This is a genomic window from Pseudomonas sp. 8(2025), from assembly GCF_052665325.1.
This window is the reverse complement of the sequence record NZ_JBQOIE010000008.1, coordinates 73693-99199: the sequence shown is the minus strand read 5'-3', so window position 1 is coordinate 99199 and position 25507 is coordinate 73693. Positions and strand designations below refer to the sequence as shown.

Genomic DNA, 25507 nt, shown 5'->3' with positions numbered 1-25507 from the left:
CCATCATGGAAAAACGTGAAGAACTCTACCGCGGCAAAGCCAAATCGGTTTACAAGACCGACGACGCCGACCGCTTGATCCTGCTGTTTCGCAACGACACCTCGGCGTTCGACGGCAAGCGCATCGAGCAGCTGGACCGCAAGGGGATGGTGAACAACAAGTTCAACGCCTTCATCATGCAGAAACTCGAAGCCGCCGGCGTGCCGACCCAGTTCGACAAGCTGCTGGGCGACAACGAATGCCTGGTGAAGAAGCTCGACATGATTCCGGTGGAGTGCGTGGTGCGCAACTACGCCGCCGGCAGCCTGGTCAAGCGCCTGGGCGTGGAAGAGGGCATGAAGCTCAACCCCTACACCTTCGAGCTGTTCCTCAAGGACGACGCCAAGGGCGACCCGTTCATCAACGAATCCCACGTGGTGGCATTCGGCTGGGGTACTGCCGAGCAACTGGCGCGCATGAAAGAGCTGTCGCTCAAGGTCAATGAAGTGCTGAGCAAGCTGTTCGATGACGCCGGCCTGCTGCTGGTGGACTTCAAGCTGGAGTTCGGCGTGTTCAGCGACGGCTCCATCGTCCTGGGCGACGAGTTCAGCCCGGACGGTTGCCGTCTGTGGGACAAGGACACCAAGAAGAAGATGGACAAGGACCGCTTCCGCCAGGGCCTGGGCGATGTGATCGAAGCCTACGAAGAAGTGGCCCAGCGCCTCGGCGTACCGCTGTAATCGACGCAAGCATCTGATAGCACGGAAAAAATTTGCTCGGGGGGCTTCGCTTCGAGCAAAGGTGCTGTTATGATGCGCGCCGTTGGAGAGATGCCAGAGTGGCCGAATGGGACGGATTCGAAATCCGTTGTACCTTCACCGGTACCTAGGGTTCGAATCCCTATCTCTCCGCCATACAAATGAAAGCCCCGGAAATCATCGATTTCCGGGGCTTTTTTGTTGCTCGCAATCGGCCGCACCGGGCCGTGCGCCCCCCTCGTTTTCCAGCAACGCCTTCTGCCGAACTGTTAGCGCCGGCGGAATCAGTGCGTCCTGCGCCCGGTCGATTCGGCGGTGCTTGGCCAAATATCAATAGTCCACAATACTTGATGCTGTTATCGGCTATTGGATTGATATTCCAGGAAGTTGTTATTAGCGAATAACTTTAGTTTGTCTGTTGTTTAAGTTGGTTTCCCATTCCGAGAAATTTCCTGTTTCTCTGCGGGAGCATTCCCGGAAATCATGCTGTAGTGATCTTGATCCAAATAAATCGACTCTTCTATATGCTTGGTCGCTGCTGGCAGACCCGATCCGAACTTGTAGTTCAAGCCGGCCGGGATGCCGGGAACAAGCAGCATTAATTAACTTTTATAAGGTCAGGCAAATCCGTTCTTCCAAGCTGGCGGCAGTATTATTGTCGGTTGCTTTCGGAGGGAAGTGTTTTGTTGTTGCTTCCTTATAATCATTTGGAAAAGGAAATCAGATGAAACGCAAGACTCTCTTGTCCATGGCAACTTCCGGGTTGATGCTGGCAGCATTGATTCCATCCTTTGCCCAGGCTACCGATGGCGTGGTGAAGTTCAGTGGCAGCATCTCTGACACCACCTGCGATATCAACGGCAAGGCCCCGGGCGAAGGTAACGAGACTAACGTTGAACTCGGTACTATCAACCCGTCTGTATTTAGCGAGATCGGCAAGACCTCTACGCTGAAACCGTTCGTACTACAGCTTTCGGGTGCCAGCTGTACTGCTGGTAAGAGCGTTTCCATCGAGTTCGATCAACTCGGCAACGTCGACCCTGCCTCCGGCAACCTCAAGCTGATCGGTAGCAAGCCTGCAAGGGGCGTGCAGATCCAGATCTACAACGACCACGGCAGTACTCCGGCGAAGATCGTCCTGGGTCAGGCGGAAGCCGCACCCCAGGTCGCTACGATCTCCACTGAAAAGACTGCAACCCTGAAGTACCAGGCCGCTTACGTATCTACTGAAGCCTCCGTCGGTGCAGGTTCGGGCGTGTCCTACATCCGCTACACCCTTGCGTACCAATAACAGCAGTTAGTTATTAAGGGGCAGGTCATGACGCCGACTGCGCGTTTTGTTCATTCTCTCGTTATCGGTGTCATGTTCCTGGGGATACTGTCGGGGGTCGCGCATGCCGGGATAGTACTGGAAGGTACGCGCCTGGTTTATCCAGCAGATGCTCGTGAAGTTACATTGAAGTTGAGTAACACCGGCTCTGTGGCCTTATTGGCGCAAAGTTGGATCGACGAAGGCGATGCCAACAAGTCTCCTGAGGAAATCAAGGTTCCTTTTCTTCTGGCTCCTGCAGTCAGTCGGGTGGAAGCGGGGGGGGCGGCAATATTGCGTGTGTCTTATTCAAAAGAACCCTTGGCAAAAGATCGCGAGTCATTGTTTTGGCTGAATGTACTGGAAACGCCACCACGGCGAAAACAGGACGAGAACGTATTGCAGTTTGCATTCAGGACTCGGATCAAGATTTTCTTCCGTCCTGATAACTTGATTGGCAATGCGGGCATGGCTGGCGAAAAACTCAAGTGGGAATTAAGTCGAGCAGGCGCTTCGCAAGTTCCGGTTATCAAAGTGTTCAACCCAACACCTTATTACGTGTCCTTCGGACGCATGGAAGTTGCTGTGTCAGGCCGTCGATTCGATTTGAAGCCAGGCATGGTCGCACCCTTCGGATATGAGTCTTTCCCCTGGCCGGCGAGCGCTCCGTCACAGCCGGCCAAGGCATCAATCGAATATGAGGTGATCGATGATTTCGGCGGCCGAGGCCAGCTGAAAAAGTCGCTTCTTTGACGGGGTGGCCTCATCACTTCTGCGGGCTTTTCAGTGGCTTGGTTTTCTTGAGGGGCAGGGATCTCGTTATGTCGCGTATTCCGTGCCATCGGCATTTGCGTGCGAGCTGTTCTGGGCCTTCATCCGGCCGCAGACGGGTTCCGGCGACGCAGTCACTGTGTCTGGCGGCGGTGCTGATGAGCAATTCCATGGTGCTGGTGGCCGACCAGGACGGCATTGCGCCGGCGACGGCAGAGGCCGCGGATACGGGCTCCAGCCAGGATGTGTTGTTCGACAGCCAGATGCTATTTCAAGGTAAGGGCACTCCCATCGATACCTCGCGCTTTCAACAATTGGGCTATGTCGCGCCCGGCACGTACTTGCTTGATGTGCTGGTGAGCAGTCAGTGGCGAGCGTTGCAGGAAATCCAGTTCCGCGCCAGCGATGACCCACAGGGCAGCCAGCCGTGCTACGACCGTTCGTTGTTGCAGCAGTTGGGTATCGACTTGAAAAAGACCGATGCGAGCCTGGGCACCCATTCCTCTCACCCTCTCATGGGCGATGGGCTGTTTTGCGGCGACCTTGGCAGCTACATCCCTGGCGCGACCACCCGCGTCAAAATTGCGGAACAGAAGATCGAGTTGTCGGTGCCGCAGCTTTTCCTGCAGCAGAACCTGTCGAAAACCTATGTCGATCCGGCGAGCTGGGATTACGGCGTGTCCGCGGCCACGCTCAACTACAACACCAGCCTGTTCAGTTCCCAGAGCAATGGGCGAAGCCAGACCGATGGCTATGCCGGGCTCAACCTGGGGCTCAACCTGGGTGACTGGCGTCTGCGTCACAGCGGCACCGCCACCTGGTCGCCGGAGGTGGGCGGCCATTATCAGCGCGGTTACATCTATGCCCAGACCGACCTGCCGGCCTGGCACTCGCAGTTGCTGGTGGGAGAGAGCGTGACCGAAGCCGATCTGTTCGACTCGGTATCGTTTCGCGGTGTCCGGCTGGCCAGCGATCCGCGCATGCTGCCCGAGAGCCAGCGCTACTACGCACCGCAGATCCGCGGCACGGCCAGCACCAATGCCAAGGTCTCGGTCTATCAGCGCGGCTACATGATCTATGAAACCTCCGTTGCACCGGGGCCGTTCGAGATTTCCGATCTGCAAGCGGCAAGCTTTGGTGGGGATCTGGACGTGACGGTCACCGAGGCCAACGGCCAGACCAGCCGCTTTACCGTACCTTTTGCCACCACCGTGCAAACCCTGCGCCCCGGCACCTCACGCTACAGCCTGACGGCGGGCAAGGTGGCGAACCCCGGGCTCGGTGGCAGCGAGCAATATGTGGCCCAGGGCACCCTGCACTACGGCCTGGATAACCAATTGACCGGCTATGCCGGCACGGCACTCACCGGCAGCTACATGTCGGCGCTGATCGGCAGCGCACTGAATACTTCCCTCGGGGCTTTTGGCCTGGACCTGACCCAGGCCCGAACCGAGCTGCCCCGGGGCGGCAGCATGCAGGGCCAAAGCGTGCGCCTGTCCTACAGCAAGAACCTGCCCAACAGCGGGACCAACTTCTCATTGCTGGCCTACCGCTATTCCACCAGCGGTTACCTGGGCCTGCATGACGCCATCAGCCTGCAGGACCACGTCAACCAGGGCGAGAGCGTCGACTCGTTCGCCCGGGTCCGTGACCGCCTGGATATCAACATCAACCAGCAACTGGGCGACGGCGCAGGGCAGCTCTATGCCACGGGCTCCAGCCTCCAGTACTGGAATCGCCAGGGCCAGACCCTGAACTTCGCCATGGGCTACAGCAACCAGTGGCGCGGTAACAGCTACTCCTTCATGGCTCAGCGCATGCGTGCTTCCAGCAGTGGTTCGCGGGCAGGCGCGGGGGCGGACAACACGTTTTTCAGCTTCAGCCTGTCGATTCCCCTGGGGCGGGAAGGGCGCCGGGGTACCACGATCAACAGCTACGCCAGCCACGACAAGCGTTCTGGCGCGCACTACACCAGCGGCATTTCCGGCGTACTGGACAAGGATGGCGACGCCACCTATGCGTTGTCCGCCGCCCATGACCAGCGCCAGGGCGAAACCTCGACCAACGCCAGCCTCAACTATTTCCTGCCCGAGGTTTCCCTGAGTTCGAGCTTTTCCCAGGGGCGCGACTATCGCCAGCAGTCTCTGGGGGCTTCCGGGGGCATGGTGCTGCATTCGGGTGGCTTGACCTTCGCCCAGACCCTGAGTGAAACCACGGGCCTGGTGCATGCTCCCGATGCCAAGGGCGCCCGGGTCGGCTATGCCGATACGCGGGTGGATGGAAGCGGCTATGCCGTGGTCTCCAGCCTGAGCCCCTATCAATTGAACACCGTGGACATCGACCCCACTGGCGTTGCCGACGACGTCGAGCTGCTGCTCAGCTCGCGCCATGTGGCGCCGGTGGCGGGGGCGGTGGTGATGCTTTCGTACCCGACCCGCAGGGCGCGTGCGGTGCTGATCGACAGCCAGCAGCCCGATGGCCAGCAGTTGCCGTTTGCTGCCGTGGCCGTCGATGCCCAGGACGGTGCCGAGTTGGGGGCGGTGGGCCAGGGCAGCCGCCTGGTGCTGCGTACCGAGCAGGACCAGGGCACGATTCGCGTGGAATGGGGCCAGGAGCCGGATCAGCAGTGCCTGATCGACTACCAGTTGCCGCCCCGCGATACGGCCTCCGCCACGGGCTATGTGGTGCTTCAGCGCCCCTGCCGGGCGATGCCGGCAGGTTCGGTAGAGGAGCGGCCTTGATGGGCCATCAAGGCGGATATCGCCGTCTTTGCTCCCTGCGTGGTTGCCGGTGGCTGCTGGGGCTGCTGGCCTTGTCCAGCGGCTGGGCCCAGGCCGACCTGTCGATTGTCGGCACACGGTTCATCTATCCCGCCGGCAAGCCGGCCATCAGCATCCGGGTCGGCAATAGCGGCCGTGCGCCGATCCTGTTGCAGGCCTGGCTGGACAAGGGCGACGCCGAGGCCGACCCCAGCGCCCTGGTGGTGCCGTTCGTGCTGTCGCCACCCATCTCCCGGCTCGAGCCAAGGCAGAACGCAGCCCTGGTCCTGCGCTACAGCGGCGAGCCATTACCCGGCGATCGGGAGTCGGTGTTCTGGATCAACTTTCTCGAAGTACCGCCCCTGGCGGCCGCGAAGGACGACTTGCTGCGGCTGGCATCGCGCATGCGCATGAAGCTGCTGTACCGCCCCCAGGGCTTGTCCGGCAAGGCTGACGAATCGGTCCGCCAGTTGCGCTGGAGCCTTGTGGCGCCGGGGCAGGCTGGCGCTGCGCTGCTGGCCGGCAACCCGACCCCGTACTACGTGTCCTTCGCTGAGGTGGCGCTGGGCAGCGGCAATCGATCAATCACATTGCAGGGGATCACCGTGGAGCCCTTCGGCTCGGCGCGGATCGCCCTGCCCGATATGCAGGGAATTACCCCGGATCAGGCGGTGGTTCATTACCAAGTGGCAACTGACAGCGGGGAGACGCTGAGTGGAAGTGCGCGGATACAAGACTGAAGTTGCCTTGGGCAAGTCGTCGAACAGCCTGCTTGCGGGGGGCCTTGAACGGCGCTGGCAGCGATTGTCCGGGGGTTGCCTGGGCTTGCTGCTGATGTTGCCCGCAGTGGCGGCTGCCGCGGTGTATGTGCCCAACGCCGGGCAGGCGATGCGCGACATCCAGGCCACGCAACCGGCCTTGCCGGAGCAGCCGGCACCGGAGCTGGACCTGCCGGCGAAGCCGCCGAGCGCCCCTGCCCAGGCTCCGGACACCTCCGGCATCCGCTTGCAGGTCAACGACTTCGTGATCGTCGGCAACCAGGTGTTCAGCAACGAGACGCTGCAAGCCCTGCTGGCGGACCTCAAGGGCCAGGAGCTGGACCTGAACCAGCTGCGCGCGGCCGCCGAGCGCCTGACGACCTATTACCAGAGCCAGGGCTACATGCTGGCCCGGGCCTTCCTGCCGGCCCAGGACATCGAGGACGGCGTGGTGCGTATCGAGGTCATGGAAGGTCGCTACGGTCGTATTCAAGTAAACAACCAGTCCCGGGCCCTGAACTCGGTGATCACAGGCCCGCTGTCGTCACTGCACAGCGATACCGCGGTCCGCAGTGAAGATCTTGAACGCAGCCTGCTGCTGTTGAGCGACCTTCCCGGGGTCCGGGTCAAGGGCACTCTCAGTGCCGGCGAGCAGCGCGGCACCACCGACCTGCTGGTCAATGCGCAGCCCGGGCCCTGGGCCAGCGGCACCCTGGAGGCCGACAACTTCGGCGGCTACTACACCGGCGAATACCGCCTCGGGGGCAGCCTCAACCTCAACAACCCCTTGCGCCTGGGCGATCAGTTCAACCTGCGCCTGCTCGGCAGCGACGAGGACCAGCGTTACTACCGCGCCGCCTACAAGCTTCCCCTGGGCCCCTGGTCCACCAGTGTGGGCGTGGCCTATTCGCGGATGAACTACGAGTTGAGCCGGGACTTCGAGGTGCTGGAGGCCCACGGCCAGGCGAGCATCGGCAGTGTCTTCATCACTCAGCCGCTGATCCGCAGCCGCACCTTCGATCTCAGCGCCCAGTTGCAGTACGAGGACAAGCGCCTGCGCGACGACATCGATCTGTTCGAAGTCAGCAGCCAGAAGCATGTGGAACTGTGGAGCCTGAGCCTCAACGGCAACTCCCAGGACAGCCTGCTCGGCGGCGGGCAGAACTTCTTCTACCTCACCTACGGCAGTGGCCGGTTGAGCATCGACGACCCGATGGACCAGTGGCGCGACCATTTCACGGCCGGCACCAACGGTGGCTTTCAGAAGCTCAACCTCAATGCCGCGCGCCTGCAGTACCTGAGCCCGCGCTTTCAGCTCTATGGCCAGTTCAACGGCCAATGGTCCTCGACCAACCTGGACAGCTCGGAAAAATTCGGCATCGGCGGCCCCTTCGATGTGCGCGCCTATCCCCAGGGGACCAGCAGTGGCGACCAGGGCTGGCAGGCCAGCCTGGAACTGCGCTTTCTCCTGGCCCCGCGCTGGCAGCTCAAGGCGTTTGTCGATCACGGCGCGGTGCAGGTCAACAAGAGCCCCTGGATCCACGACGAGAACCGCCGCCAGTTGTCGGGCGCCGGTGTGGGTGCCAGTTGGAGCGGTCCTTCGCAACAGATCAGCGTGACCAGTGCCTGGGCCCTGGACAACAACCAGGAAGGCAGCGGGCCCGAGCGCACGCCGCGGATCTGGGCCAGCGCGACACAGTATTTCTGAAGGCCGGCGTGTGCTTCGGAGGTGGTGCCGTCCTGCATAGGTTGCAGGGCGTTAATAAGTAGATAAGGAGTCAACGTGAATAAGGTTTATGCATTGGTGTGGAATCAGGCCCAGGGCTGCTGGAGTGTGACCGACGAGGGCGCACGCCGTCGTCGCCGCTCCGGAACACGCAAGGGCCTGGTGGTGATGGTGGCCGGGCTGCTGGGCATTGGTGTTCTGCCTGTGGCCTTCGCGTTGCCGACGGGAGGCACGGTGGTCTCCGGCACGGCGGACATCCTGACGTTCGACAATGGCAAGCAGATGTCGATCAACCAGCACTCCGACAAGCTGATCACCAACTGGAACGACTTCAGCGTGAACCGTGGCCAGACGGTGACCTTCAGCCAGCCGACCAAGACCTCGGTGGCCCTGAACCGGGTGACTGGCGTCAATGGCAGTAACATCCAGGGGCAGATCAATGCCAACGGCCAGGTGTTCCTGATCAACCCCAACGGGGTGGTATTCGGCAACAACGCCCAGGTCAACGTCGGTGGCCTGGTGGCCTCGACCCAGAACATCACCGATGCCAACTTCACCGCCGGCAACTACAAGTTCGCCGGGACCTCGCAGGCTGAAGTCGTCAACAACGGCATGATTACCGCCACCGATGGCGGCAGCGTGGCGCTGATCGGCAAGACCGTGCGCAACGAAGGTGACATCAAGGCGCAGAAGGGCAGCGTGGCCCTGGGTGGCGGCAACGAGTTCACCGTCAGCTTCGACAGCAACAACCTGCTGGACCTGAAAGTCGATGCCGCGGCGATCGATGCGCTGGTCAGCAACGGCGGGCTGCTCAAGGCCGACGGCGGGCAGGTATTGATGACCGCCAAGAGCGCAGGCTCGATGCTGCAGACCGTGGTCAACAACCAGGGCGCCATCGAAGCCAACACCCTGTCGCGCAAGGCCGGCAAGATCACCCTGGACGGCGGTGACGTCGGCGTGGTCAACGTCGGCGGCTCGCTGAGCGCCAACGCACTGACTGCCATCGGCGATGGCGGCGTGGTGGAAACCAAGGGCGCCACCACCAAGGTGCAACTGGCCGCCCGGGTCAACACCCTGGCCAACAATGGCCGGGCCGGGACCTGGAAGATCAGCTCTTCGGACGTCACGGTCAATCCGACCTCCACGCCCGGTGAAACCACCGTGTATGCCGATACCCTGTCGCACAACCTGGCTACCACCAACATCGAGTTGAACAGCAAGGCCGGCAACGTGTCGATCGATGGTGATATCGCCTGGGCCAGCGGCAATCAATTGAGCGTGGCCTCGGCCCAGGACATCAGCCTCAACAAGAACCTCAAGAGCAGCGGTGCGGGCGCCCGTATCGAACTCAATGCCAATCGGGACATCAAGATCAATGGTGCAGTAGCGCTGACCGGGGTCAACAGCAGCCTGGGCCTGGACTACGGCAACAGCTACGCCCTGGGGCCGAAGGGCCAGGTCACCCTGTCCGGCAGTGGCGCCTGGTTCGACGCCAATGGCGACCTGTACAAGGTGATCCAGAACGCCGCGCAATTGCAGGCGATCGGTACCAGCCTCGACGGCCTGTATGTGCTGGGCAACGACATCAAGGGCACCGGCAGCATCAAGTCCATTGGTGGCAGTCGAGAGTTCAACGGGGTCTTCGACGGCCTGGGCAATACCATCAGTGGTTTCACGGTCAATACCGACGGCCCTTACGGCGGTCTGTTCGGGCGCTCGTCCGGCACCATCAGCAACCTCAAGCTGGCGTCGATGAACATCTACGGTGCCACCTCCAACGCAGGCTTCGGCAAAATCGGTGGTCTGGTCGGCGTAAACACCGGCCGCATCGAAAACGTCAGTGGCACCAACCTCAACGTCTTCGCCAACAGCAACCAGAACAACATTGTCGGCGGCCTGGTCGGTGTCAACGCCGGCGGCACCATCGATCGTGGCTCGATGGCCGGTACAGTGACCGGTAATGCCAACACCTCCGCCGTCGGTGGGCTGGCGGGGGAAAACAACGTCGCTTCGACTGGCCTCGGCACCATTACCAACAGCACCACCGACGTGCGGGTGCTGGGCACCATGCAGGTCACCACCAATGGCGGCATGGGCGGCCTGGTAGGCGTCAACAAGGGCGGCCTGATTAGCGACTCTTCGAGTGCTGGCACCGTCGGTACCGGGTTCAACCGTTACGTCCAGGACCCGAACCTGGGTGGCCTGGTGGGTTACAACCAGGGTGGCAGGATCGAACGCGCCAGCTCCTCGGTCGGCGTCTGGGGGTACACCGCCAGCCGTATCGGCGGCCTGGTGGGCTTCAACAACAACGGCGCTATCGTCGACTCCAGCGCCAGTGGCGCGGTGGTCGGTGCGGGCTCCGTGGCTGCCGGTGGCCTGGTGGGCTGGAACCAGAACAGCGAGCTCAATAACGTCAAGGCCACAGGCAAGGTCAGCGATTCGACCGGTGCCAACGTCGGCGGGCTGGTGGGCAAGAACGACAACAGTCGGATCCACACGGCTGAAGTGACAGGTGATGTGGTCGGCGGAGCCAGCGGCAACATCGGTGGCCTGATCGGGCACAACTTTGGTGGCAACACCGAATATGTCGTGGCCCGTGGCAAGGTCAGCGGCGGCAACCTCAGCTACGTCGGCGGCCTGGTGGGCTACAACGACGGTGACCTGAGTTCGGCCGAGGCCAGCGGTGACGTCAGTGGCGGCGCCAACAGCTTTGTCGGCGGGCTGGTGGGGACCAACGGCGACTTTGTCGATCACCGGATCAACAGTGCCTCGGCCAAAGGCAATGTGGTGGGCGGTAGCCAGAGTTCGGTGGGTGGCCTGGTCGGCCAGAACAATTCGTTCATCACCAACTCCCTGGCCAATGGTCAGGTGAGCGGCGGCACCTATGCCCGCCTGGGTGGCCTGGTCGGCTTGAACATGGGCGATCTGCGCAACTCCGTGGCCTACGGCAACGTCAAGTTCGTGTCGAACTACGCCCAGACCTACGGCGGCCTGGTCGGGGTCAACTACGGCGACATGCGCTACAACACGGCGCTGGGCCTGGCGACTCAGGTACCCGCGGTCGGCCTGAACCAGGGCGACATTCGCAACTGATGATCCACAACCACTGATCCGAGGAATGGCAGTTGCCCCCGGTGCGCCTGGCGCACCGGGTTCCGGCTGCTGGCGGGTACCTGCTTGTCTCGTTCCTTGATGATCTTTTTTAAGGGTGGCCGCAAGCAGCCGGCCACTGTTGGGCAATCCATCTCGTTTGTGCAGAACGCTGCCCTTGTCAGGGGCGGTATCACCAAGGCGCAGACAGGGAGAAAGACAGATGATTCGCCAATGGCTGAGGCTTGTAGCCGATTGCAGACCGCTGCCCCTGTGGGTTCATGGCGTCATGCTCGCAGGGGTGCTTTGCGGCTGGGGCGGCGCAGAGGCGCAAGCGGCCTCGTTGAACGGTTATGCCAGGGACTGCAACCTCAGCAGCAAGGCCGGTTCTCCCTGGAGGCTGGTCAACCCGTTGAACACCAATACCCCGGTGGGAACCGTGTTGTGGGAGCGTACGGTGACCTTGCATACCAGTTTCAACCTGGCGATCTCCGGGAAACCGCGGGAGCTGGTGACCGCCGGACATTGGAGCCCCGGTACGCCGCAGACCGATGACGCCGCGCCTACCGATGTCGCCGGCATTGGCCTGCGACTGGACGTAGCTCCGCAAGGGCGGGAGAGAATACGAGTGACCCAGGTCACTTCTCCCATTGTCCTGGAAAAAAATGATGACCTGATCTACGAGAGCGGTTTACCCGCTCAGACCATGGTCACCCAGATTATTCAATCGCTGATCCTGACCGTACCGCCGGATCAGTTGCCCACGGGCACTCTCAAAGTGACCCAGGTAACAGGCTCGTCCTACCTGCAGTTGTATGCGTACGACCTGGAAAAAAACGAATCAACCCTGGGATCCCAATTGGGCAAGCTCAGCCCGCCGCTGACCTACAGCTGCCGCAAGAGCCTGGTCATGGGCGGCCTGGACTTCAACATGGACATCGAGCTGCCCAAGACCTGTGTGGTGGAAGCCTACAAGGAGATCGGCGTGCGCCTGGGGCGCTTCTCCCTGGCGGACTTTCCCCAGGTCAATGCCACCTCGCCCGAGGTTCCCTTCAGCATCGGGTTGAGCCGCTGTTCGATGCAGGCCCGGCCTCGCATCAGCTTTATCGACAAGTCAGGGGGCTCTTCGGTCAAGGGCGTGCTGGGCCTGATCGATTCCACCACCCGCGGGTTCGGCATTGTCATGACCAATGGGCTGACCTCGGAGCGCATCGAGTACAGCGGCCAGAGCTACGAGATGCAGCGCATCGGCGATGGCGCAAGCATTCCCCTGCGAGCCAGCTACATCCGCATCGGCAATGACCAGGAGGTTCACGCCGGAGGGGCTGCCAACGGGGCTGCAGAGTTCACTTTTACCTTCCCATGATCGCGACCGCTCATTGAGCCGGGCCGTCCGTGGGCAAGTTCTACCCAACACCGTCGTCCAGTTTGAAGGCCTAGCGAGCGCTTCAGCGGCAGTGCCGTGCTGCAAAGGTTTGCAGTACGTAGATAAATCGATATGGAGTTTTCATGAACAAGATCTATGCATTGGTATGGAACCAGGCCCAGGGCTGCTGGAACGTCACTCACGAAGGCGCCCGGCGTCGGCGTGCCGGCTCCGGCAAGGGCCTGGTGGTGGCAGTTGCCAGTCTGTTGGCATTGACCGGGTTGCCTTCGGCGTTTGCCTTGCCCACGGGAGGGGAGGTGGTGTCCGGCAGTGCCGATTTCCATACCCAGGGCCAGCACATGTCCATCAATCAGCAGACGGACAAGCTGGTCACTCAGTGGAAGGATTTCAACGTGCAGAACGGTCAGTCGGTGACCTTCAACCAGCCCACCAGCACTTCGATCGCCCTGAACCGGGTCGTGGGTGTCAATGGCAGCCAGATTCACGGGCAGATCAATGCCAATGGCCGGGTGTTCCTGATCAACCCCAACGGCGTGGTGTTCGGCCAGGGCGCTCAGGTGAATGTCGGTGGTCTGGTGGCTTCGACCCGGGATATCAGCGATGCCGATTTCAAGGCCGGCAACTACAAGTTCGCCGGCACCTCGGCAGCCGAGGTGGTCAACCAGGGCTCCATCACTGCCGCTGACGGCGGTGGCGTGGCGCTGCTCGGGGCCAGGGTGACCAACCAGGGCACCATCAAGGCGCAGAACGGCCGTGTGGCGTTGGCCGCAGGCGATGGCTTCACCGTCAGCTTCGATGACAACCAACTGCTGGACCTGCATGTCGACAGCGCAGCGCTCGACGCGCTGGTGCACAACACCGGCACCGGCCTGCTCAAGGCCGATGGCGGGCAGGTGCTGATGACCGCCAAGAGCGCGGGCTCCGTGCTGCAGACGGTGGTCAACAACCAGGGCACCGTCGAAGCCAACACCCTGTCGCAGAAGGCCGGGCGCATTACCCTGGATGGCGGCGACGTGGGCGTGGTCAGCGTTGATGGCTCGCTGCGCGCCAGTGCGCTGGACGGCAAGGGCGATGGCGGGGTGATCGAGACCCGGGGCGCCAACACTCGGGTGCAACTGACGACCAAGGTCGACACCCAGGCCAGGGATGGCCAGACGGGCACCTGGAAGATCGCCAGCAACGAAGTCAAGGTGGGCTCCTTCCTCACCGCCAAGAGCAACACTGCCCATGCCGACACCTTGTCGCGCAACCTGGCAACCACTCATATCGAACTGGCCAGTGGCAAGGGCGACGTGGCGGTGGAAAACGGGCTCTTCTGGTTCAGTGGCAACCAGTTGACCCTCTCTTCGGCCAAGGACATCCGCCTGGATGACAGCCTGTTTGCCGGTGGCGCCAATGCCCGGGTGGAACTCAACGCCCAGGGGGACATCAAGCTCAATCGTCAGCTGACGCTGAGCGGCAGCAACAGCAGCCTCGGGCTGAACCATGGCGGCAACTTTGCGCTGGGCCAGAATGGCGGCGTCACCCTGTCCGGCAACGGCGCCCGCTTCGATGCCAACGGCGAAGCTTACAGCGTGATTCAAAACGCCACGCAGTTGCAGGCGATCGACCAGGATCTGGCGGGCCGCTACGTGCTGGGCAACTCCATCGACAGCAGTGCACGCCTGACCTCCATCGGTGGGCAGCAAACCTTCAGCGGCGTCTTCGAGGGCCTGGGTAACACCCTCAGCGGTTTGACGGTCAACAGCAACGGCACCGACGGCGGGCTGTTCGCCAGTTCGTCCGGCAGCATCGGCAACCTCAAGCTGGCCTCGATGACCATCAACGGCGCCACGTCCACCACCGGTAGCAGTGCCGTCGGTGGCCTGGTGGGGCGCAACAGCGGGAAAATCGCCAACGTCAGTGCCAGCAAACTGCGGGTGAATGCCAAGGGCCGGCAGGACAACCTGGTCGGCGGGCTGGTGGGCAGCAACGCCGGTGGCTCCATCGACGCGTCGTCGGTGGCCGGTGTGGTATTGGGCAATAGCTTTACCTCGGCGGCCGGTGGCCTGGTGGGCGAGAACCGTCAGGTGGCGGGCAGTGGCGGCACCGTGACCAACAGCAGCGCCGATGTCCGGCTCACCGCCAGCATCGCCAGCAACGCCGAGGGCGGTGTGGGCGGGTTGGTGGGCGTCAATCATCAAGGGCTGATTGCCGGTTCCTCCAGTTCTGGAACGGTTTCCAGTGGTGACAGCTACAGCTACAAGGGCACCAACCTGGGTGGCCTGGTGGGTTACAACCAGGGCGGCCGCATCGAGGGTTCCCAGTCTTCGACGGCGGTCTCGGGCAATGGCGCGAGCCATGCCGGCGGCCTGGTGGGGCGCAACGAGTCGGGCCGCATCAGTGACTCTGTCGCCAGTGGCGGGCTGCTGGGCAAGAACTTTGCCACGGCCGGTGGCCTGGTGGGCCTGAACCAGGACAGCACGTTGCACAACGTCACGGCCAGTGGTTCGGTCAATGGCGGCAGCAGCCTGCACATCGGTGGTCTGGTGGGGCAGAACATCGACGGCCACATCAGCCTTGCCGAGGCCTTCGGCCTGGTCCAGGGCGCGAGCAACAGCAACGTGGGCGGGCTGGTCGGCTACAACGTGGGCGGGCTGGTTGCCAACTCAACGGCCTGGGGCAACGTCGTGGGCAAGGACCAAAGCCATGTCGGCGGGCTCATCGGCTACAACGCCGGGGACCTGAAGTCGGTGGAAGCCCGTGGTGATGCCAGTGCTGGTGCCAAGAGCGCGGTGGGCGGCCTGGTGGGTACGCATGGCGTTCTCAAGGGTGACAGCCTTATCGACACCGCTTCGGCCAAGGGCAATGTCTCCGGGGGCAGTTACAGCGTGGTCGGTGGCCTGGTGGGGCAGAACAACGCGCGGATCGTCAACGCGCTTGCCAGCGGTACCGTCACCGGTAGCCGGGATGCTCAACTGGGCGGCCTGGCGGGAGTGGACCTGGGTGACATTCGCCAGTCCGCAGCCTTCGGCAATATCCAGGTGATTGCGCCCAACTACGCAAGCCTGGGTTACGACCGCCCGTTCAGTCAGGCGGCCGACTTCAACCAGGGGGTGATGGGCAACTGAATCGCCCCCGGCCGTCGATAGAGGCGCTTGCCCACTTCGGATATGCCCTGGCAACCCAGGGCGTGTCCGGAATCGGCTGCCTGCTTCAGCATCGATGGAGTGTCCTGCCCTTGGGCACTTTCGATTGGCTGGCGTTTGGGCAACCTTGAAACCAACCCCTGCATCCATCGCGGATCAGGGGTTTTTTATGGCCTGCCTCAGACGCCCAGGCTTTCCAGGTCCCGCGCCAGCATCACCAGTTGGTGGGCCAGGGAGCTTTCGAGTTTTTCGCTGGACAGCTGGAAGCTCGGGGCGCCGCAGGTCAGGGCCATGATACTGCCGTCGGCCAGGCGCAGTGGCACGCCGGCACCGTTGACGTTGCGGTCCCACTCGCCCAGTGACAGGCAGAAGCCGAACTCTTCGTATTCACGGAAGGAGTCTTCCAGGGATTTTTCCAGGGCAGGCCATTCATCACCGAGCTTTTTCGCCACTTCCCCCAACAGGTGGTCACGCTCGATTTTCGGCGTGGCGGCCAGGTAGGCGCGCCCGGCGGCGCTGGTGGCCAGGGGCAGGCGCAGCCCGGGCTCCATGCGCAGGCTGGCGACTTCCGGCGGGCGGCTGCTGTCGACGTGGATCATCGACAGGCGATCGCGGCAAGTCAGGCTGACGGTGGTGTTGGTGCGGCGCGAGAACTCGTCCATGAACGGCTTGCCCAGCTGGCGCACCCGCAGGCTGGCGGAGTAGGCGTAGCCCAGGGCCAGTACCGCTGAATCCAGCTGGTACTTCTCCAGGTCCTGGTTGTACTTGAGGTAGCCCAGCTGCGTCAGGGTGTAGGTCAGGCGCGACACCGTGGGCTTGGGCAGGCCGGTGATGCGCGCGATGTCCTGGTTGCCGCGTACCGCGTGACCGTGGGTAAAGGCCCGCAGGACTTCCAGGCCTCGGGCCAGGGCTTCGACGAACTTACGGTCTTTGGGCGCTTGTTCCGGGGAGTCGTTCGGGTCTTGCATGGGGTCTTCCGGTAGGGGCTGGTGCCGGGCGCAATGCCGGTTGACCACGCAGCGGATTCGTGGAAACAAAGGAAAAATGTTATCCCGGAACCGCCGCAATTGAAATCTGCGATTCCCTGACGAAACCCAATTCCGTTCCTGACGCCATCACCGGCCAATCAAGGACACGCCACAACCTCAGTGGCTGCCGCGCGCAGGCGGCCGCGCTTGAACACCCCTTCGGCGCTGGCCAGCAGGCGGTCCTGGGCATCCAGCAGGTCGCAGCTGGCCATGAAGATCTTGGCCCCGCCGCCACGCAGGCGGGCCACGGCCCGGACCTCGGTGGCCGGTGGGATCGCGGCCATGTAGTTGATGTTCAGGGACAGGGTCAGGGCCAGCCGCCACTGGGCGGGGTCGGCATGCCAGGTGCCGCTCATGCCCATGGCGGTGTCGGCCAGGGAGGCGATGACACCGCCGTGCAGATTGCCGGCCTGGTTGAGGTGATGAGGTTGGACGGTGACCGCGATGACGGTTTGCGCCTGCTGGTATTCCCGCAGGTTCAACCCGAGATGGGCCGCGAATCCGCTGAACAGGCCTTGCAGCATCGAAACTTCGGGTACGGCACTCATGGGCGATGGCTCTTGGGTCAGTCCCGGTCGGGTGTCCTGGAGGGCAGGTGTTCCCCGTGGCCAGGCAGCAGTGATTGTTCTGATTGTGTTTCGCAGGGCAAATGGCTCGTTGAAATGCAGGATGTCAGCGAATATTCTACTGGTCAATATGGAATGTTATTTCGCACAGCGGAATATAAGTGGTTGAAAATCACGCCCCGCATGGGGCAGGATCGACCCGGGGCGGTGGCCCATCAACGTGCGGCCTGGCTGGCCAGCCGGCACCGGATGACGCTGTCCATGGCTGTTCCCTCGATCATTCCCGGGCTTGAAGGAGTCTTCCATGTCCACCGCTCGTACCCATCGCCCCCATCACCGTGTCTGGCCCAAGCGCCTGCCCCTGGCCTTGTCGGTGCCGGCCACCTCGCTCTGGTTCAACCTGGAGGTGGCGGCCCGGCGTTACCCGGACAAGGTCGCCTACCGGTTTTTCGGCCACACGCTGAGCTTTGCCCAGTTGCAGGCCGAGGCCCTGGCGCTGGCCGGCTGGTTGCAGGGCGAAGGGGTCGAGCCCGGTGACCGGGTGGCGCTGTACCTGCAGAACTGCCCGCAATTCATCATCGCCTGCTACGCCATCCTGCGGGCCAATGCGGTGCTGGTGCCGATCAACCCGATGAACAAGGTGCAAGAGCTGAGCTACCAGCTCGGCGATGCCCAGGCGCGGGTACTGATCTGCGCCGCGGACCTGGCGCCCATCGCCCAGGCGGCGAATGCCAGCCTCGAACCCGAGCAGCGACTGCACCGGGTCTTGGTGACCCGCTACAGCGATGCCATGCCGGCGCCGGCGGACATGCACCCGGCGGAGGTCGCCAGCGCCGAGATCGATGCCTGGCTGCGCAGCGAGCCAGCGCTGCCCGAAGGCTACCAGCGCTGGAACCAGGCCCTGGCCCAGGCACGTTGCCCCGGCCCGCACACTGCCCAGGCCGATGACCTGGCGCTGCTGCAATACACCTCGGGCACCACCGGCCATCCCAAGGGCTGCATGCACACCCATCGCAGCCTGATGAGCAACGCGGTCAGCGGTAGCTGGACCCAATCCACCGTGGAGTCGGTGGGCCTTGGGGTCGTGCCGTTCTTCCACATCACCGGCCTGGTGTGCTTTGTCCTGCGGGCGGTGTTCGACGCCACCAGTACGGTGATCATGCCGCGCTGGGATCGGGAGCTGGCCGGGCGGCTGATCTCGCGGTACCGGGTGACCCACTGGACCTGCATCCCGACCATGGTCATCGACCTGTTCGCCAGCCCCCATTACCAGGACTTCGAACTGTCGAGCCTGGTGCATATCAACGGTGGCGGGGCGGCGATGCCCGAGGCGGTGGCGCAGCGCCTGCGCCAGGAGTTCGGCCTGACTTTTCTCGAAGGCTACGGCCTCACCGAAACCGCCGCCGCCAGCCATGGCAACCCCCCTGAGCGGGCCAAGCTGCAATGCCTGGGCATGCCGTTCTTTGGCGTCGATTCACGGGTCGTGGACCCGCGCACCCTGGAGGAACTTGCACCCGGCGAGGTGGGGGAAATCATCACCTTTGGCCCGATGCTGTTCAAAGGCTACTGGCGCAACCCTGAAGCTACCGAGGCGGCGTTCGTCGAGTTCGAGGGCAAGCGTTTCCTGCGCACCGGCGATCTGGGGCACATGGATGAGGAGGGCTATTTCTTTCTCACCGACCGCCTCAAGCGAATGATCAACAGCAGCGGCTTCAAGGTCTGGCCGGCGGAAGTGGAGGCGCTGCTGTTCAAGCACCCGGCGGTGCACGAAGCCTGTGTCATCGCCACCCGGGACGCCTACCGCGGGGAAAGCGTCAAGGCCCTGGTGGTGCTGCGCAGCGAGGCCCGGGGCCACACCGCCAGCGAAGAGATCATCGCCTGGGCGCGCGAGCACATGGCCGCCTACAAGGTGCCGCGGGTGCTGGAGTTCGTCGACAGCCTGCCCAAGTCCGGCTCCGGCAAGGTGATGTGGCGCGTGCTCCAGGATCGCGAGGCGACCCATAGCTGAAGAGTGATTTCCCAGGCGGGCCAACCCGCGACTGCGTCGGAGACGACAATGACTACAACAACAATAACGGTCCAGGATCCCCACGCCTCACCCGAGCATGCCCGGCAGCTCGACACGCTGTACGCCAGGATCCGCTGGCGCCTGCTGCCGCTGTTGATGCTGTGCTACATGGTGGCCTTTCTGGACCGGGTGAACATCGGCTACGCCCAGTTGCAGATGAAGCAGACCCTGCCGTTCGGCGATGCGGTGTATGGCCTGGGGGCGGGGATCTTCTTCATCGGCTACTTCATCTTCGAAGTGCCCAGCAACCTGATGCTCAAGCGCAGCGGCGTGCGCAAGACCCTGTTGCGGATCATGTTCTGCTGGGGCCTGGTGGCCGCGGCGATGATGTTCGTCAGCACCCCGATGCAGTTCTACGTTCTGCGTTTTCTTTTGGGGGCCTTCGAGGCCGGGTTCTTCCCCGGGGTGATCCTGTATTTCACCTACTGGTTCCCGGCGCCGCGCCGGGGGCAGGTGATCGCCATCTTCATGACCGCCGCCGCGGTCGCCGGGCTGATTGCCGGGCCGGTCTCGGGCAGCATCCTCAAGTACCTGGACGGCGCGGTCGGCCTGCACGGCTGGCAATGGATGTTCATGATCCAGGGGCTGCCGGCCAGTGTCCTGGGGGTGGTGGCTTTTTTCTATCTGCAGGACAGCCCGGCCCGGGCCCGCTGGCTCAGCCCCGGGGAACAGCGCCTGCTGGACGCCGACATGGCCCGGGATCTGGCGAACGCCCGGGACAAATCCCAGGACAGCCTGGCGCAGATGTTTCGCGACCCCAGGATCTACCTGCTGTCCACGGCCTATTTCATGTTCCTGGGCGCCACCTACATGCTGGTGTTCTGGATGCCGAGCCTGATCCAGGGCTGGGGCAGCAAGGACCTGTTGCAGGTCGGGCTGATCACCGCGATCCCCAATATCGTCGGGATCGTCGGCATGGTGCTGATCGGGCAGCACTCCGACAAGCACCGGGAGCGGCGCTGGCACTTCGTCGGCTGCATGGCCATCGCGGTGTTCGGCCTGGCGGTCACCACCTTGCTCAACGGCCACCTGCTGCTGTCGGTTACGGCCCTGGGTTTTGCCTACGTGGGGATCAAGGCCGGCACGCCGATCTTCTTCGCCCTGGTCAGCGAGTACCTGTCGGTGGCGGCCACCGCCGGGGGCATTGCCTTCATCAGCAGCCTGGGCAACCTCGGCCCGGCGGTCACACCCTGGCTCAACGGGGTGATCAACAGCCATACCGGCGGCCACGTGTCGAGCATGTACCTGGGGATTGTCATGTACCTGCTGGCGGGCGGGCTGGTACTGGTGACCGCGCGCATCGCCCGGGTGCCCAAGGTCGCTGCGGTCGTCGCCGAATCATGAACTACCCATTGGATTGCCCAGGAGCCCGAACATGAGCCTGCCGAAGATTCTCACCCAGCATTTGCGCCTGCCAGTGGTGGCCGCGCCGCTGTTCATCATTTCCACTCCCGAGCTGGTGATCGCCCAGTGCAAGGCCGGGATCGTCGGTTCCTTTCCGGCGTTGAACGCACGGCCGGCCGAGCGCCTGGGGGAGTGGATCGAGCAGATCACCCAGGCCCTGGCCGAGCACGACCGGCTGCACCCGCAGCGGCCCGCCGCGCCGTTTGCGGTGAACCAGATCGTCCACCGCTCCAATGACCGGCTGGAGCAGGACATGGCGGTCTGCGTGCAGCACAAGGTGCCGATCATCATCACCTCCCTGGGCGCGCGCCCCGAGATCAACCAGGCGGTGCACAGCTACGGCGGCATCGTGCTGCACGACGTGATCAACAACCGTTTTGCGCGCAAGGCCGTCGACAAGGGCGCCGACGGCCTGATTGCCGTGGCGGCCGGCGCCGGAGGGCATGCGGGCACCCAGTCGCCGTTTGCCCTGGTGCAGGAAATCCGCCAATGGTTCGATGGCCCGCTGCTGCTTTCCGGGGCCATTGCCTCGGGGCGTTCGATCCTCGCGGCCCAGGCCCTGGGGGCGGACCTGGCCTACATCGGCTCGGCCTTTATCGCCACCCAAGAGGCCAACGCGGTGGCGGGCTACAAGCAGATGATCAGCCAGTCGGCGGCCGAGGATATCGTCTACACCAACCTGATCACCGGGGTGCACGGCAATTACCTGAAGGCCTCGCTGGTGGCCGCGGGGCTGGACCCCGATGACCTGCCCAGCAGCGATCCCTCGCAAATGAACTTCGGCGCAGACAGGCACAAGCCCAAGGCCTGGAAGGAGATCTGGGGCTGCGGCCAGGGGATTGGCGTGGTTGACGGCGTACCGAGCGCCGGAGACTTGGTGGCGCGCCTGGGCAGGGAGTATCAGCAGGCCTGCCAGGAGCTGCGCACCCGGTTGCTGTAACGCGCAAGTGGGAAGGGGAGGCTGCCGGCAATGGCCGGCAGCGTCGTTTTCGCGATCTACCAGATCTTGTGGATGAGGCTCAGGGCGTGGCCGCGGTAGGCCAGGCTTTCCATGACCTCCAGGTAGCGGTTGTCGACCTCGGCCACGCCCTTGCCGGGCGCCGCGCTGATGCGGCGCCAGGCTTGGCTTGGGTTCAGCAGGGGGATTGAGCGCAGCGTCGGGCAGCGCGCTGCGCACCGGGCAAGGAAGGCGGCGACACCTGCTGCCCTTGCGACAGGCTCAGGTGGCCGCCCGGGCCGCGATTCATGGGGCCTATTGCTTGCCGAGGGCGATGTAGCGTTGCAGGTGGTGATCCTCGTCCCCCAACTGATGGTCGATCATCACCAGCCGCTTGGCGTAATGGGCCAGGGGCAGCTCCCAGGTCATGCCGATGCCGCCGTGCAACTGGATGCATTCTTGCGCCACCAGGGTGCCGATGCGGCCGATGCTGACCTTGGCCGCTGACAGCGCTCGCTCGCGGTCCAGGCGATCGGCCTCCAGGGCCGAGGCGGCATTGATCACCGCCGAGCGCGCTTGTTCGATCTCCAGCAGCAGCACCGCCATGCGATGTTGCAGTGCCTGGAAACTGCCGATCGGGCGGCCGAACTGCTGGCGGGTGCGCAGGTAATCCAGGGTCGCCACTTTGGCCACTTCCATGGCGCCCAGGGCTTCGGCGCACAACGCCAGCACGCCGCGGCCAATGGCCCGCTCCAGGGTGGCATGGCCCTGGTGCAGGGTGCCCAGCAGGGCGGAGCCCGGCACAAGCAGCTGGTTCAGGCGCACCTGCGCCACGGGGCCGCCATCGAGGGTGGCGCTGCCGCGGATCTCCAGGCCCGGGGTGTCCCTGGGCACCAGGAACAGCGAAATGCCCTGGCTGTCGTCAATGGCCCCGGCGGTGCGGGCCGACACCACCAGCAACCCGGCCTGCTCGCCGTGCAGCACCAGGCTCTTGGTGCCATCCAGGCGCCAGCCGTCGGCCTGGGGTTCGGCGCGGCAGGCGACCCGGTTGAGTTCGTAGTGGCTGTCGGGTTCGTCATGGGCCAGGGCGGCGATCAGGCTGCCGTCGATGATCTGCGCCAGCTCGATCTTCTGCGTTTCGCTACCGGCGCTGGCGATGGCGTCCCCGGCCAGCACCGCGCTGCCCAGCAGCGGTTCCACCAGCAGCCCGCGGCCCACGGCCTCGAAGACCAGGGCCAGGTCGAAACCACCGCCGCCGTAGCCACCGTCGGCTTCGCTGAACAGGGCGCCGATCACCCCCATCTCTGCCAGCTGCTGCCAGATCCCGGAGTTGAAACCCTGGCCTGACTGCAGGCTCTGCTGGCGTTTTTCCAGGTTGTAGTGCTGGGCGATAAAGCGGTTCAAGCTGTCGCCGAGCATGCGCCGTTCTGCGCTGTGTTCGAAGTTCATGTGCGCCCCCTCAGAGCCCGAGAATCATTTTCGAAATGATGTTTTTCTGGATTTCATTGGAGCCGCCGAAGATCGACAGCTTGCGATTGTTGAAGTACTGCGCCGCCGCGCTGCTGGCAAAGGCCGGGCCCAGGTCCATCGCCCCGGTGTCGCCTTCGTCCTGCATGACCCGGGCGGCGGGGCCCATGGCCCGGCGCAGCAGAGCGGTGAGCTCCTGGCGGATTTCCGTGCCGCAGATCTTCAGCATCGAGCTTTCCGCGCCGGGTGCGCCGCCGCCGGCCACCGCTGCGATCACCCGCAGGTTGGTGGTCTTCATGTTCTCAAGGTCGATCTCGACCCGGGCCAGGCGTGCAGCGAACTGCGGGTCTTCCAGCAGCGGCCGGCCATTGCGGGTGCGCTGTGCTGCCACGCGCTTGAGGCGTTGCAGCGCGGCCATGGACAAGCCGACCCCGGCAATGTTGGTGCGCTCGTAGGTCAACAGGTACTTGGCACAGGTCCAGCCCTTGTTTTCTTCGCCCACCAGGTTGGCCACCGGTACCCGCACGTCGGTGAAAAACACCTCGTTGATCTCGTGGTCGCCTTCCAGGGTGATGATCGGACGCACCTCGACCCCGGGGCTGGCCATGTCGATCAGCAGGAAGCTGATGCCTTCCTGGGGCTTGGCCTCGCGGTCGGTGCGCACCAGGCAGAAAATCATGTTGGCGTGCTGGCCCAGGGTGGTCCAGGTCTTCTGGCCGTTGACCACATAGTGATCGCCGTCGCGCACGGCCGTGGTCTTGACCGCCGCCAGGTCCGAGCCGGCACCGGGTTCCGAATAGCCCTGGCACCACCAGTGGCGGCCGTCGAGGATGCGCGGCAGCCAGTAGTCCTGCTGCTGTGGGGTGCCGTACTTGATCAGCACCGGGCCCAGCATGTTGACCCCGAACGGCACGATGCGCGGCGCGTTGGCCAGGCCGCATTCGAGTTCGAAGATGAATTTCTCCACGGCGCTCCAGCCCGGCCCGCCAAAGGCCTCGGGCCAGTGGTTGGCCAGCCAGCCGCGGGTGTTGAGGGTCGAATGCCAATGCTCCATGTCGGCCTTGGACAGGCGTTCGCCATTGGCCACCTTGTCACTCAGTTCGCTGGGCAAGTGTTCGGCGAGGAAGGCCTGCACCTGATTGCGGAAGGCTTCTTCTTGGGGGGTGAAACTCAGGTCCATGTCGGCGTCCTCAATAGATTTCGAACAGCGCGGCGGCGCCCATGCCGCCGGCAATGCACATGCTGACCACGGCGTACTTGACCCCGCGGCGCCGACCTTCGAGCAGCACATGGCCGGCCAGGCGCGCGCCGGTCATGCCGAACGGGTGGCCGAGGGCGATGGCCCCGCCGTTGACGTTCAGGCATTCATCGGCGATGCCCAGCCGCTGCTGGCAATAGAGCGCCTGGGAGGCGAAGGCTTCGTTGAGTTCCCAGAGGCCGATGTCGTCCACCTTGAGGCCGTGCCGGGCCAGCAGCCGGGGTACGGCGAACACCGGGCCGATGCCCATTTCGTCGGGTTCGCAACCGGCCACCGCCATGCCACGGAACACGCCCAGCGGTTGCAGGTTGGCGCGGGCCGCTTCACGGGCCTCCATCAGTACGCAGGCCGAGGCGCCGTCGGACAGTTGCGAGGCGTTGCCGGCGCTGATGAAGCGCTGCGGGCCCAGCACCGGTTCCAGTTTGGCCAGGGCCTCGTAAGTGCTCCCCGGGCGGTTGCAGGTGTCGGCGTCCACCGTGACCTGGTGCTGGCTGACCTCGCCGCTCTGCTTGTCGGTCACGGCCATGGTGGTGGTGCAGGGAATGATTTCCTCGCGGTAGTGCCCGGCCCGTTGCGCCGCTTCGGTCTTGTGCTGGCTGCGCAGCGAGAAACGGTCCTGGGCCTCGCGGCTGATGCCGTAGCGCGCGGCGACGATGTCCGCGGTCTCGATCATCGGCAGGAACAGCTCCGGCTTGTGCTGCACGAGCCAGGGATCGAGATCCGGGTCGTCGCTGCCGCGGCCGCGGATCTGCGAGATGCTTTCCACGCCACCGGCAATGATGGCAGGGGCGCCATCGACCACGATACGCCCGGCGGCCATGGCGATGGCCTGCAAGCCGGAGGCGCAGAAGCGGTTCACCGTGGTGCCGGCGATGCCGATGGGCAGGCCGGCGCGGACCACCGCCAGGCGCGCGACGTTGCGCCCGGTGGTGCCTTCGCCGTAGCCACAACCGAGGATGGCGTCCTCGATCAGCCCCGGGTCGATGCCGGCCCGTTCCACGGCGGCGCGTACCGCGAAAGCGGCGAGGGTCGGGCCGGGAGTGATGTTGAATTCGCCGCGGTGGGCCTTGGTCAGGGGCGTGCGTGCGGTGGATACGATGACGGCTTCGCGCAT

At 63.8% G+C, this 25507-nt stretch carries 17 protein-coding genes and 1 tRNA gene; 13 read left to right on the top strand and 5 right to left on the bottom strand.

Annotated features, from left to right (window positions below; all coding sequences use genetic code 11):
• Window positions 1-5 precede the first annotated feature (5 nt).
• From purC to ACUXVH_RS16635, 10 genes are all read left to right on the top strand, one after another.
• On the top strand, window positions 6-719 hold the full coding sequence (gene purC / locus ACUXVH_RS16680; RefSeq protein ID WP_011059799.1) for a phosphoribosylaminoimidazolesuccinocarboxamide synthase: 714 nt from the start codon (window positions 6-8) through the stop codon (window positions 717-719).
• An 84-nt stretch (window positions 720-803) separates the two neighbouring features.
• Window positions 804-893: transfer RNA gene (locus tag ACUXVH_RS16675), tRNA-Ser, on the top strand.
• Between the two features lie 568 nt (window positions 894-1461).
• A complete protein-coding gene (locus tag ACUXVH_RS16670; RefSeq protein ID WP_011059800.1) occupies window positions 1462-2028 on the top strand; it encodes a fimbrial protein in 567 nt (188 codons plus the stop codon).
• A 27-nt stretch (window positions 2029-2055) separates the two neighbouring features.
• Complete coding sequence (locus ACUXVH_RS16665; RefSeq protein WP_065364396.1) at window positions 2056-2799, top strand: fimbrial biogenesis chaperone; 744 nt, start codon at window positions 2056-2058, stop codon at window positions 2797-2799.
• A 176-nt stretch (window positions 2800-2975) separates the two neighbouring features.
• The gene (locus ACUXVH_RS16660; RefSeq protein ID WP_019095804.1) at window positions 2976-5558 is read left to right on the top strand and encodes a fimbria/pilus outer membrane usher protein; all 2583 of its coding nucleotides are present in this window, start codon (window positions 2976-2978) and stop codon (window positions 5556-5558) included.
• The gene (locus ACUXVH_RS16655) at window positions 5558-6316 is read left to right on the top strand and encodes a fimbria/pilus periplasmic chaperone (RefSeq protein ID WP_065364395.1); all 759 of its coding nucleotides are present in this window, start codon (window positions 5558-5560) and stop codon (window positions 6314-6316) included. The genes ACUXVH_RS16660 and ACUXVH_RS16655 overlap by 1 nt, the downstream gene beginning before the upstream one ends.
• A complete protein-coding gene (locus ACUXVH_RS16650; RefSeq protein ID WP_445495452.1) occupies window positions 6291-8042 on the top strand; it encodes a ShlB/FhaC/HecB family hemolysin secretion/activation protein in 1752 nt (583 codons plus the stop codon). Before ACUXVH_RS16655 ends, ACUXVH_RS16650 begins: the two co-directional genes overlap by 26 nt.
• A gap of 75 nt (window positions 8043-8117) precedes the next feature.
• Window positions 8118-11153, top strand: a complete 3036-nt coding sequence (locus ACUXVH_RS16645; RefSeq protein WP_445495450.1) for a two-partner secretion domain-containing protein — start codon at window positions 8118-8120, stop codon at window positions 11151-11153.
• Between the two features lie 220 nt (window positions 11154-11373).
• Entirely contained in the window at window positions 11374-12516 is a 1143-nt protein-coding gene (locus ACUXVH_RS16640; RefSeq protein WP_445495448.1) for a fimbrial protein, read from the top strand.
• A 143-nt stretch (window positions 12517-12659) separates the two neighbouring features.
• Window positions 12660-15647, top strand: coding sequence for a two-partner secretion domain-containing protein (locus ACUXVH_RS16635; RefSeq protein ID WP_445495446.1), 2988 nt, complete (start codon window positions 12660-12662; stop codon window positions 15645-15647).
• A 197-nt stretch (window positions 15648-15844) separates the two neighbouring features.
• On the opposite strand, the gene ACUXVH_RS16630 is transcribed toward ACUXVH_RS16635, so the two are convergent.
• A complete protein-coding gene (locus ACUXVH_RS16630; protein ID WP_015634531.1) occupies window positions 15845-16633 on the bottom strand; it encodes an IclR family transcriptional regulator in 789 nt (262 codons plus the stop codon).
• Window positions 16634-16791: 158 nt separating this feature from the next.
• Window positions 16792-17241, bottom strand: a complete 450-nt coding sequence (locus ACUXVH_RS16625) for a PaaI family thioesterase (protein ID WP_015634532.1) — start codon at window positions 17239-17241, stop codon at window positions 16792-16794.
• Window positions 17242-17563: 322 nt separating this feature from the next.
• On the opposite strand from ACUXVH_RS16625, the gene ACUXVH_RS16620 reads away from it, so the two are divergent.
• Genes ACUXVH_RS16620 through ACUXVH_RS16610 form a run of 3 tightly spaced genes read left to right on the top strand, consistent with a single transcriptional unit; the run spans window position 17564 to window position 21671 of the window.
• Window positions 17564-19267, top strand: coding sequence for a long-chain fatty acid--CoA ligase (locus ACUXVH_RS16620; protein WP_445495443.1), 1704 nt, complete (start codon window positions 17564-17566; stop codon window positions 19265-19267).
• Window positions 19268-19315: 48 nt separating this feature from the next.
• Window positions 19316-20671: an MFS transporter gene (locus ACUXVH_RS16615; protein WP_081002084.1), complete on the top strand. Its 1356-nt coding sequence runs from the start codon at window positions 19316-19318 to the stop codon at window positions 20669-20671.
• 31 nt (window positions 20672-20702) lie between these two features.
• Entirely contained in the window at window positions 20703-21671 is a 969-nt protein-coding gene (locus ACUXVH_RS16610; protein ID WP_019093303.1) for an NAD(P)H-dependent flavin oxidoreductase, read from the top strand.
• Between the two features lie 312 nt (window positions 21672-21983).
• Here the strand turns inward: ACUXVH_RS16610 and ACUXVH_RS16605 are convergent, their stop codons facing one another.
• Genes ACUXVH_RS16605 through ACUXVH_RS16595 form a run of 3 tightly spaced genes read right to left on the bottom strand, consistent with a single transcriptional unit; the run spans window position 21984 to window position 25507 of the window.
• A complete protein-coding gene (locus ACUXVH_RS16605; protein ID WP_047284350.1) occupies window positions 21984-23117 on the bottom strand; it encodes an acyl-CoA dehydrogenase family protein in 1134 nt (377 codons plus the stop codon).
• A gap of 10 nt (window positions 23118-23127) precedes the next feature.
• The gene (locus tag ACUXVH_RS16600) at window positions 23128-24315 is read right to left on the bottom strand and encodes an acyl-CoA dehydrogenase family protein (RefSeq protein ID WP_041116513.1); all 1188 of its coding nucleotides are present in this window, start codon (window positions 24313-24315) and stop codon (window positions 23128-23130) included.
• Between the two features lie 10 nt (window positions 24316-24325).
• Window positions 24326-25507, bottom strand: a complete 1182-nt coding sequence (locus ACUXVH_RS16595; RefSeq protein WP_015634539.1) for an acetyl-CoA C-acyltransferase — start codon at window positions 25505-25507, stop codon at window positions 24326-24328.

Bases quoted from the DNA above. Each gene is read 5' to 3' on its own strand.
- ACUXVH_RS16665 (WP_065364396.1), top strand. From the start codon at position 2,056: ATGACGCCGACTGCGCGTTTTGTTCATTCTCTCGTTATCGGTGTCATG.
- ACUXVH_RS16625 (WP_015634532.1), bottom strand. From the start codon at position 17,241: ATGAGTGCCGTACCCGAAGTTTCGATGCTGCAAGGCCTGTTCAGCGGA.
- ACUXVH_RS16610 (WP_019093303.1), top strand. From the start codon at position 20,703: ATGAGCCTGCCGAAGATTCTCACCCAGCATTTGCGCCTGCCAGTGGTG.
- ACUXVH_RS16655 (WP_065364395.1), top strand. From the start codon at position 5,558: ATGGGCCATCAAGGCGGATATCGCCGTCTTTGCTCCCTGCGTGGTTGC.
- ACUXVH_RS16595 (WP_015634539.1), bottom strand. From the start codon at position 25,507: ATGCGCGAAGCCGTCATCGTATCCACCGCACGCACGCCCCTGACCAAG.
- ACUXVH_RS16640 (WP_445495448.1), top strand. From the start codon at position 11,374: ATGATTCGCCAATGGCTGAGGCTTGTAGCCGATTGCAGACCGCTGCCC.
- ACUXVH_RS16630 (WP_015634531.1), bottom strand. From the start codon at position 16,633: ATGCAAGACCCGAACGACTCCCCGGAACAAGCGCCCAAAGACCGTAAG.
- ACUXVH_RS16620 (WP_445495443.1), top strand. From the start codon at position 17,564: ATGTCCACCGCTCGTACCCATCGCCCCCATCACCGTGTCTGGCCCAAG.
- ACUXVH_RS16615 (WP_081002084.1), top strand. From the start codon at position 19,316: ATGACTACAACAACAATAACGGTCCAGGATCCCCACGCCTCACCCGAG.
- ACUXVH_RS16600 (WP_041116513.1), bottom strand. From the start codon at position 24,315: ATGGACCTGAGTTTCACCCCCCAAGAAGAAGCCTTCCGCAATCAGGTG.
- ACUXVH_RS16670 (WP_011059800.1), top strand. From the start codon at position 1,462: ATGAAACGCAAGACTCTCTTGTCCATGGCAACTTCCGGGTTGATGCTG.
- ACUXVH_RS16635 (WP_445495446.1), top strand. From the start codon at position 12,660: ATGAACAAGATCTATGCATTGGTATGGAACCAGGCCCAGGGCTGCTGG.
- ACUXVH_RS16660 (WP_019095804.1), top strand. From the start codon at position 2,976: ATGAGCAATTCCATGGTGCTGGTGGCCGACCAGGACGGCATTGCGCCG.
- purC (WP_011059799.1), top strand. From the start codon at position 6: ATGGAAAAACGTGAAGAACTCTACCGCGGCAAAGCCAAATCGGTTTAC.
- ACUXVH_RS16605 (WP_047284350.1), bottom strand. From the start codon at position 23,117: ATGAACTTCGAACACAGCGCAGAACGGCGCATGCTCGGCGACAGCTTG.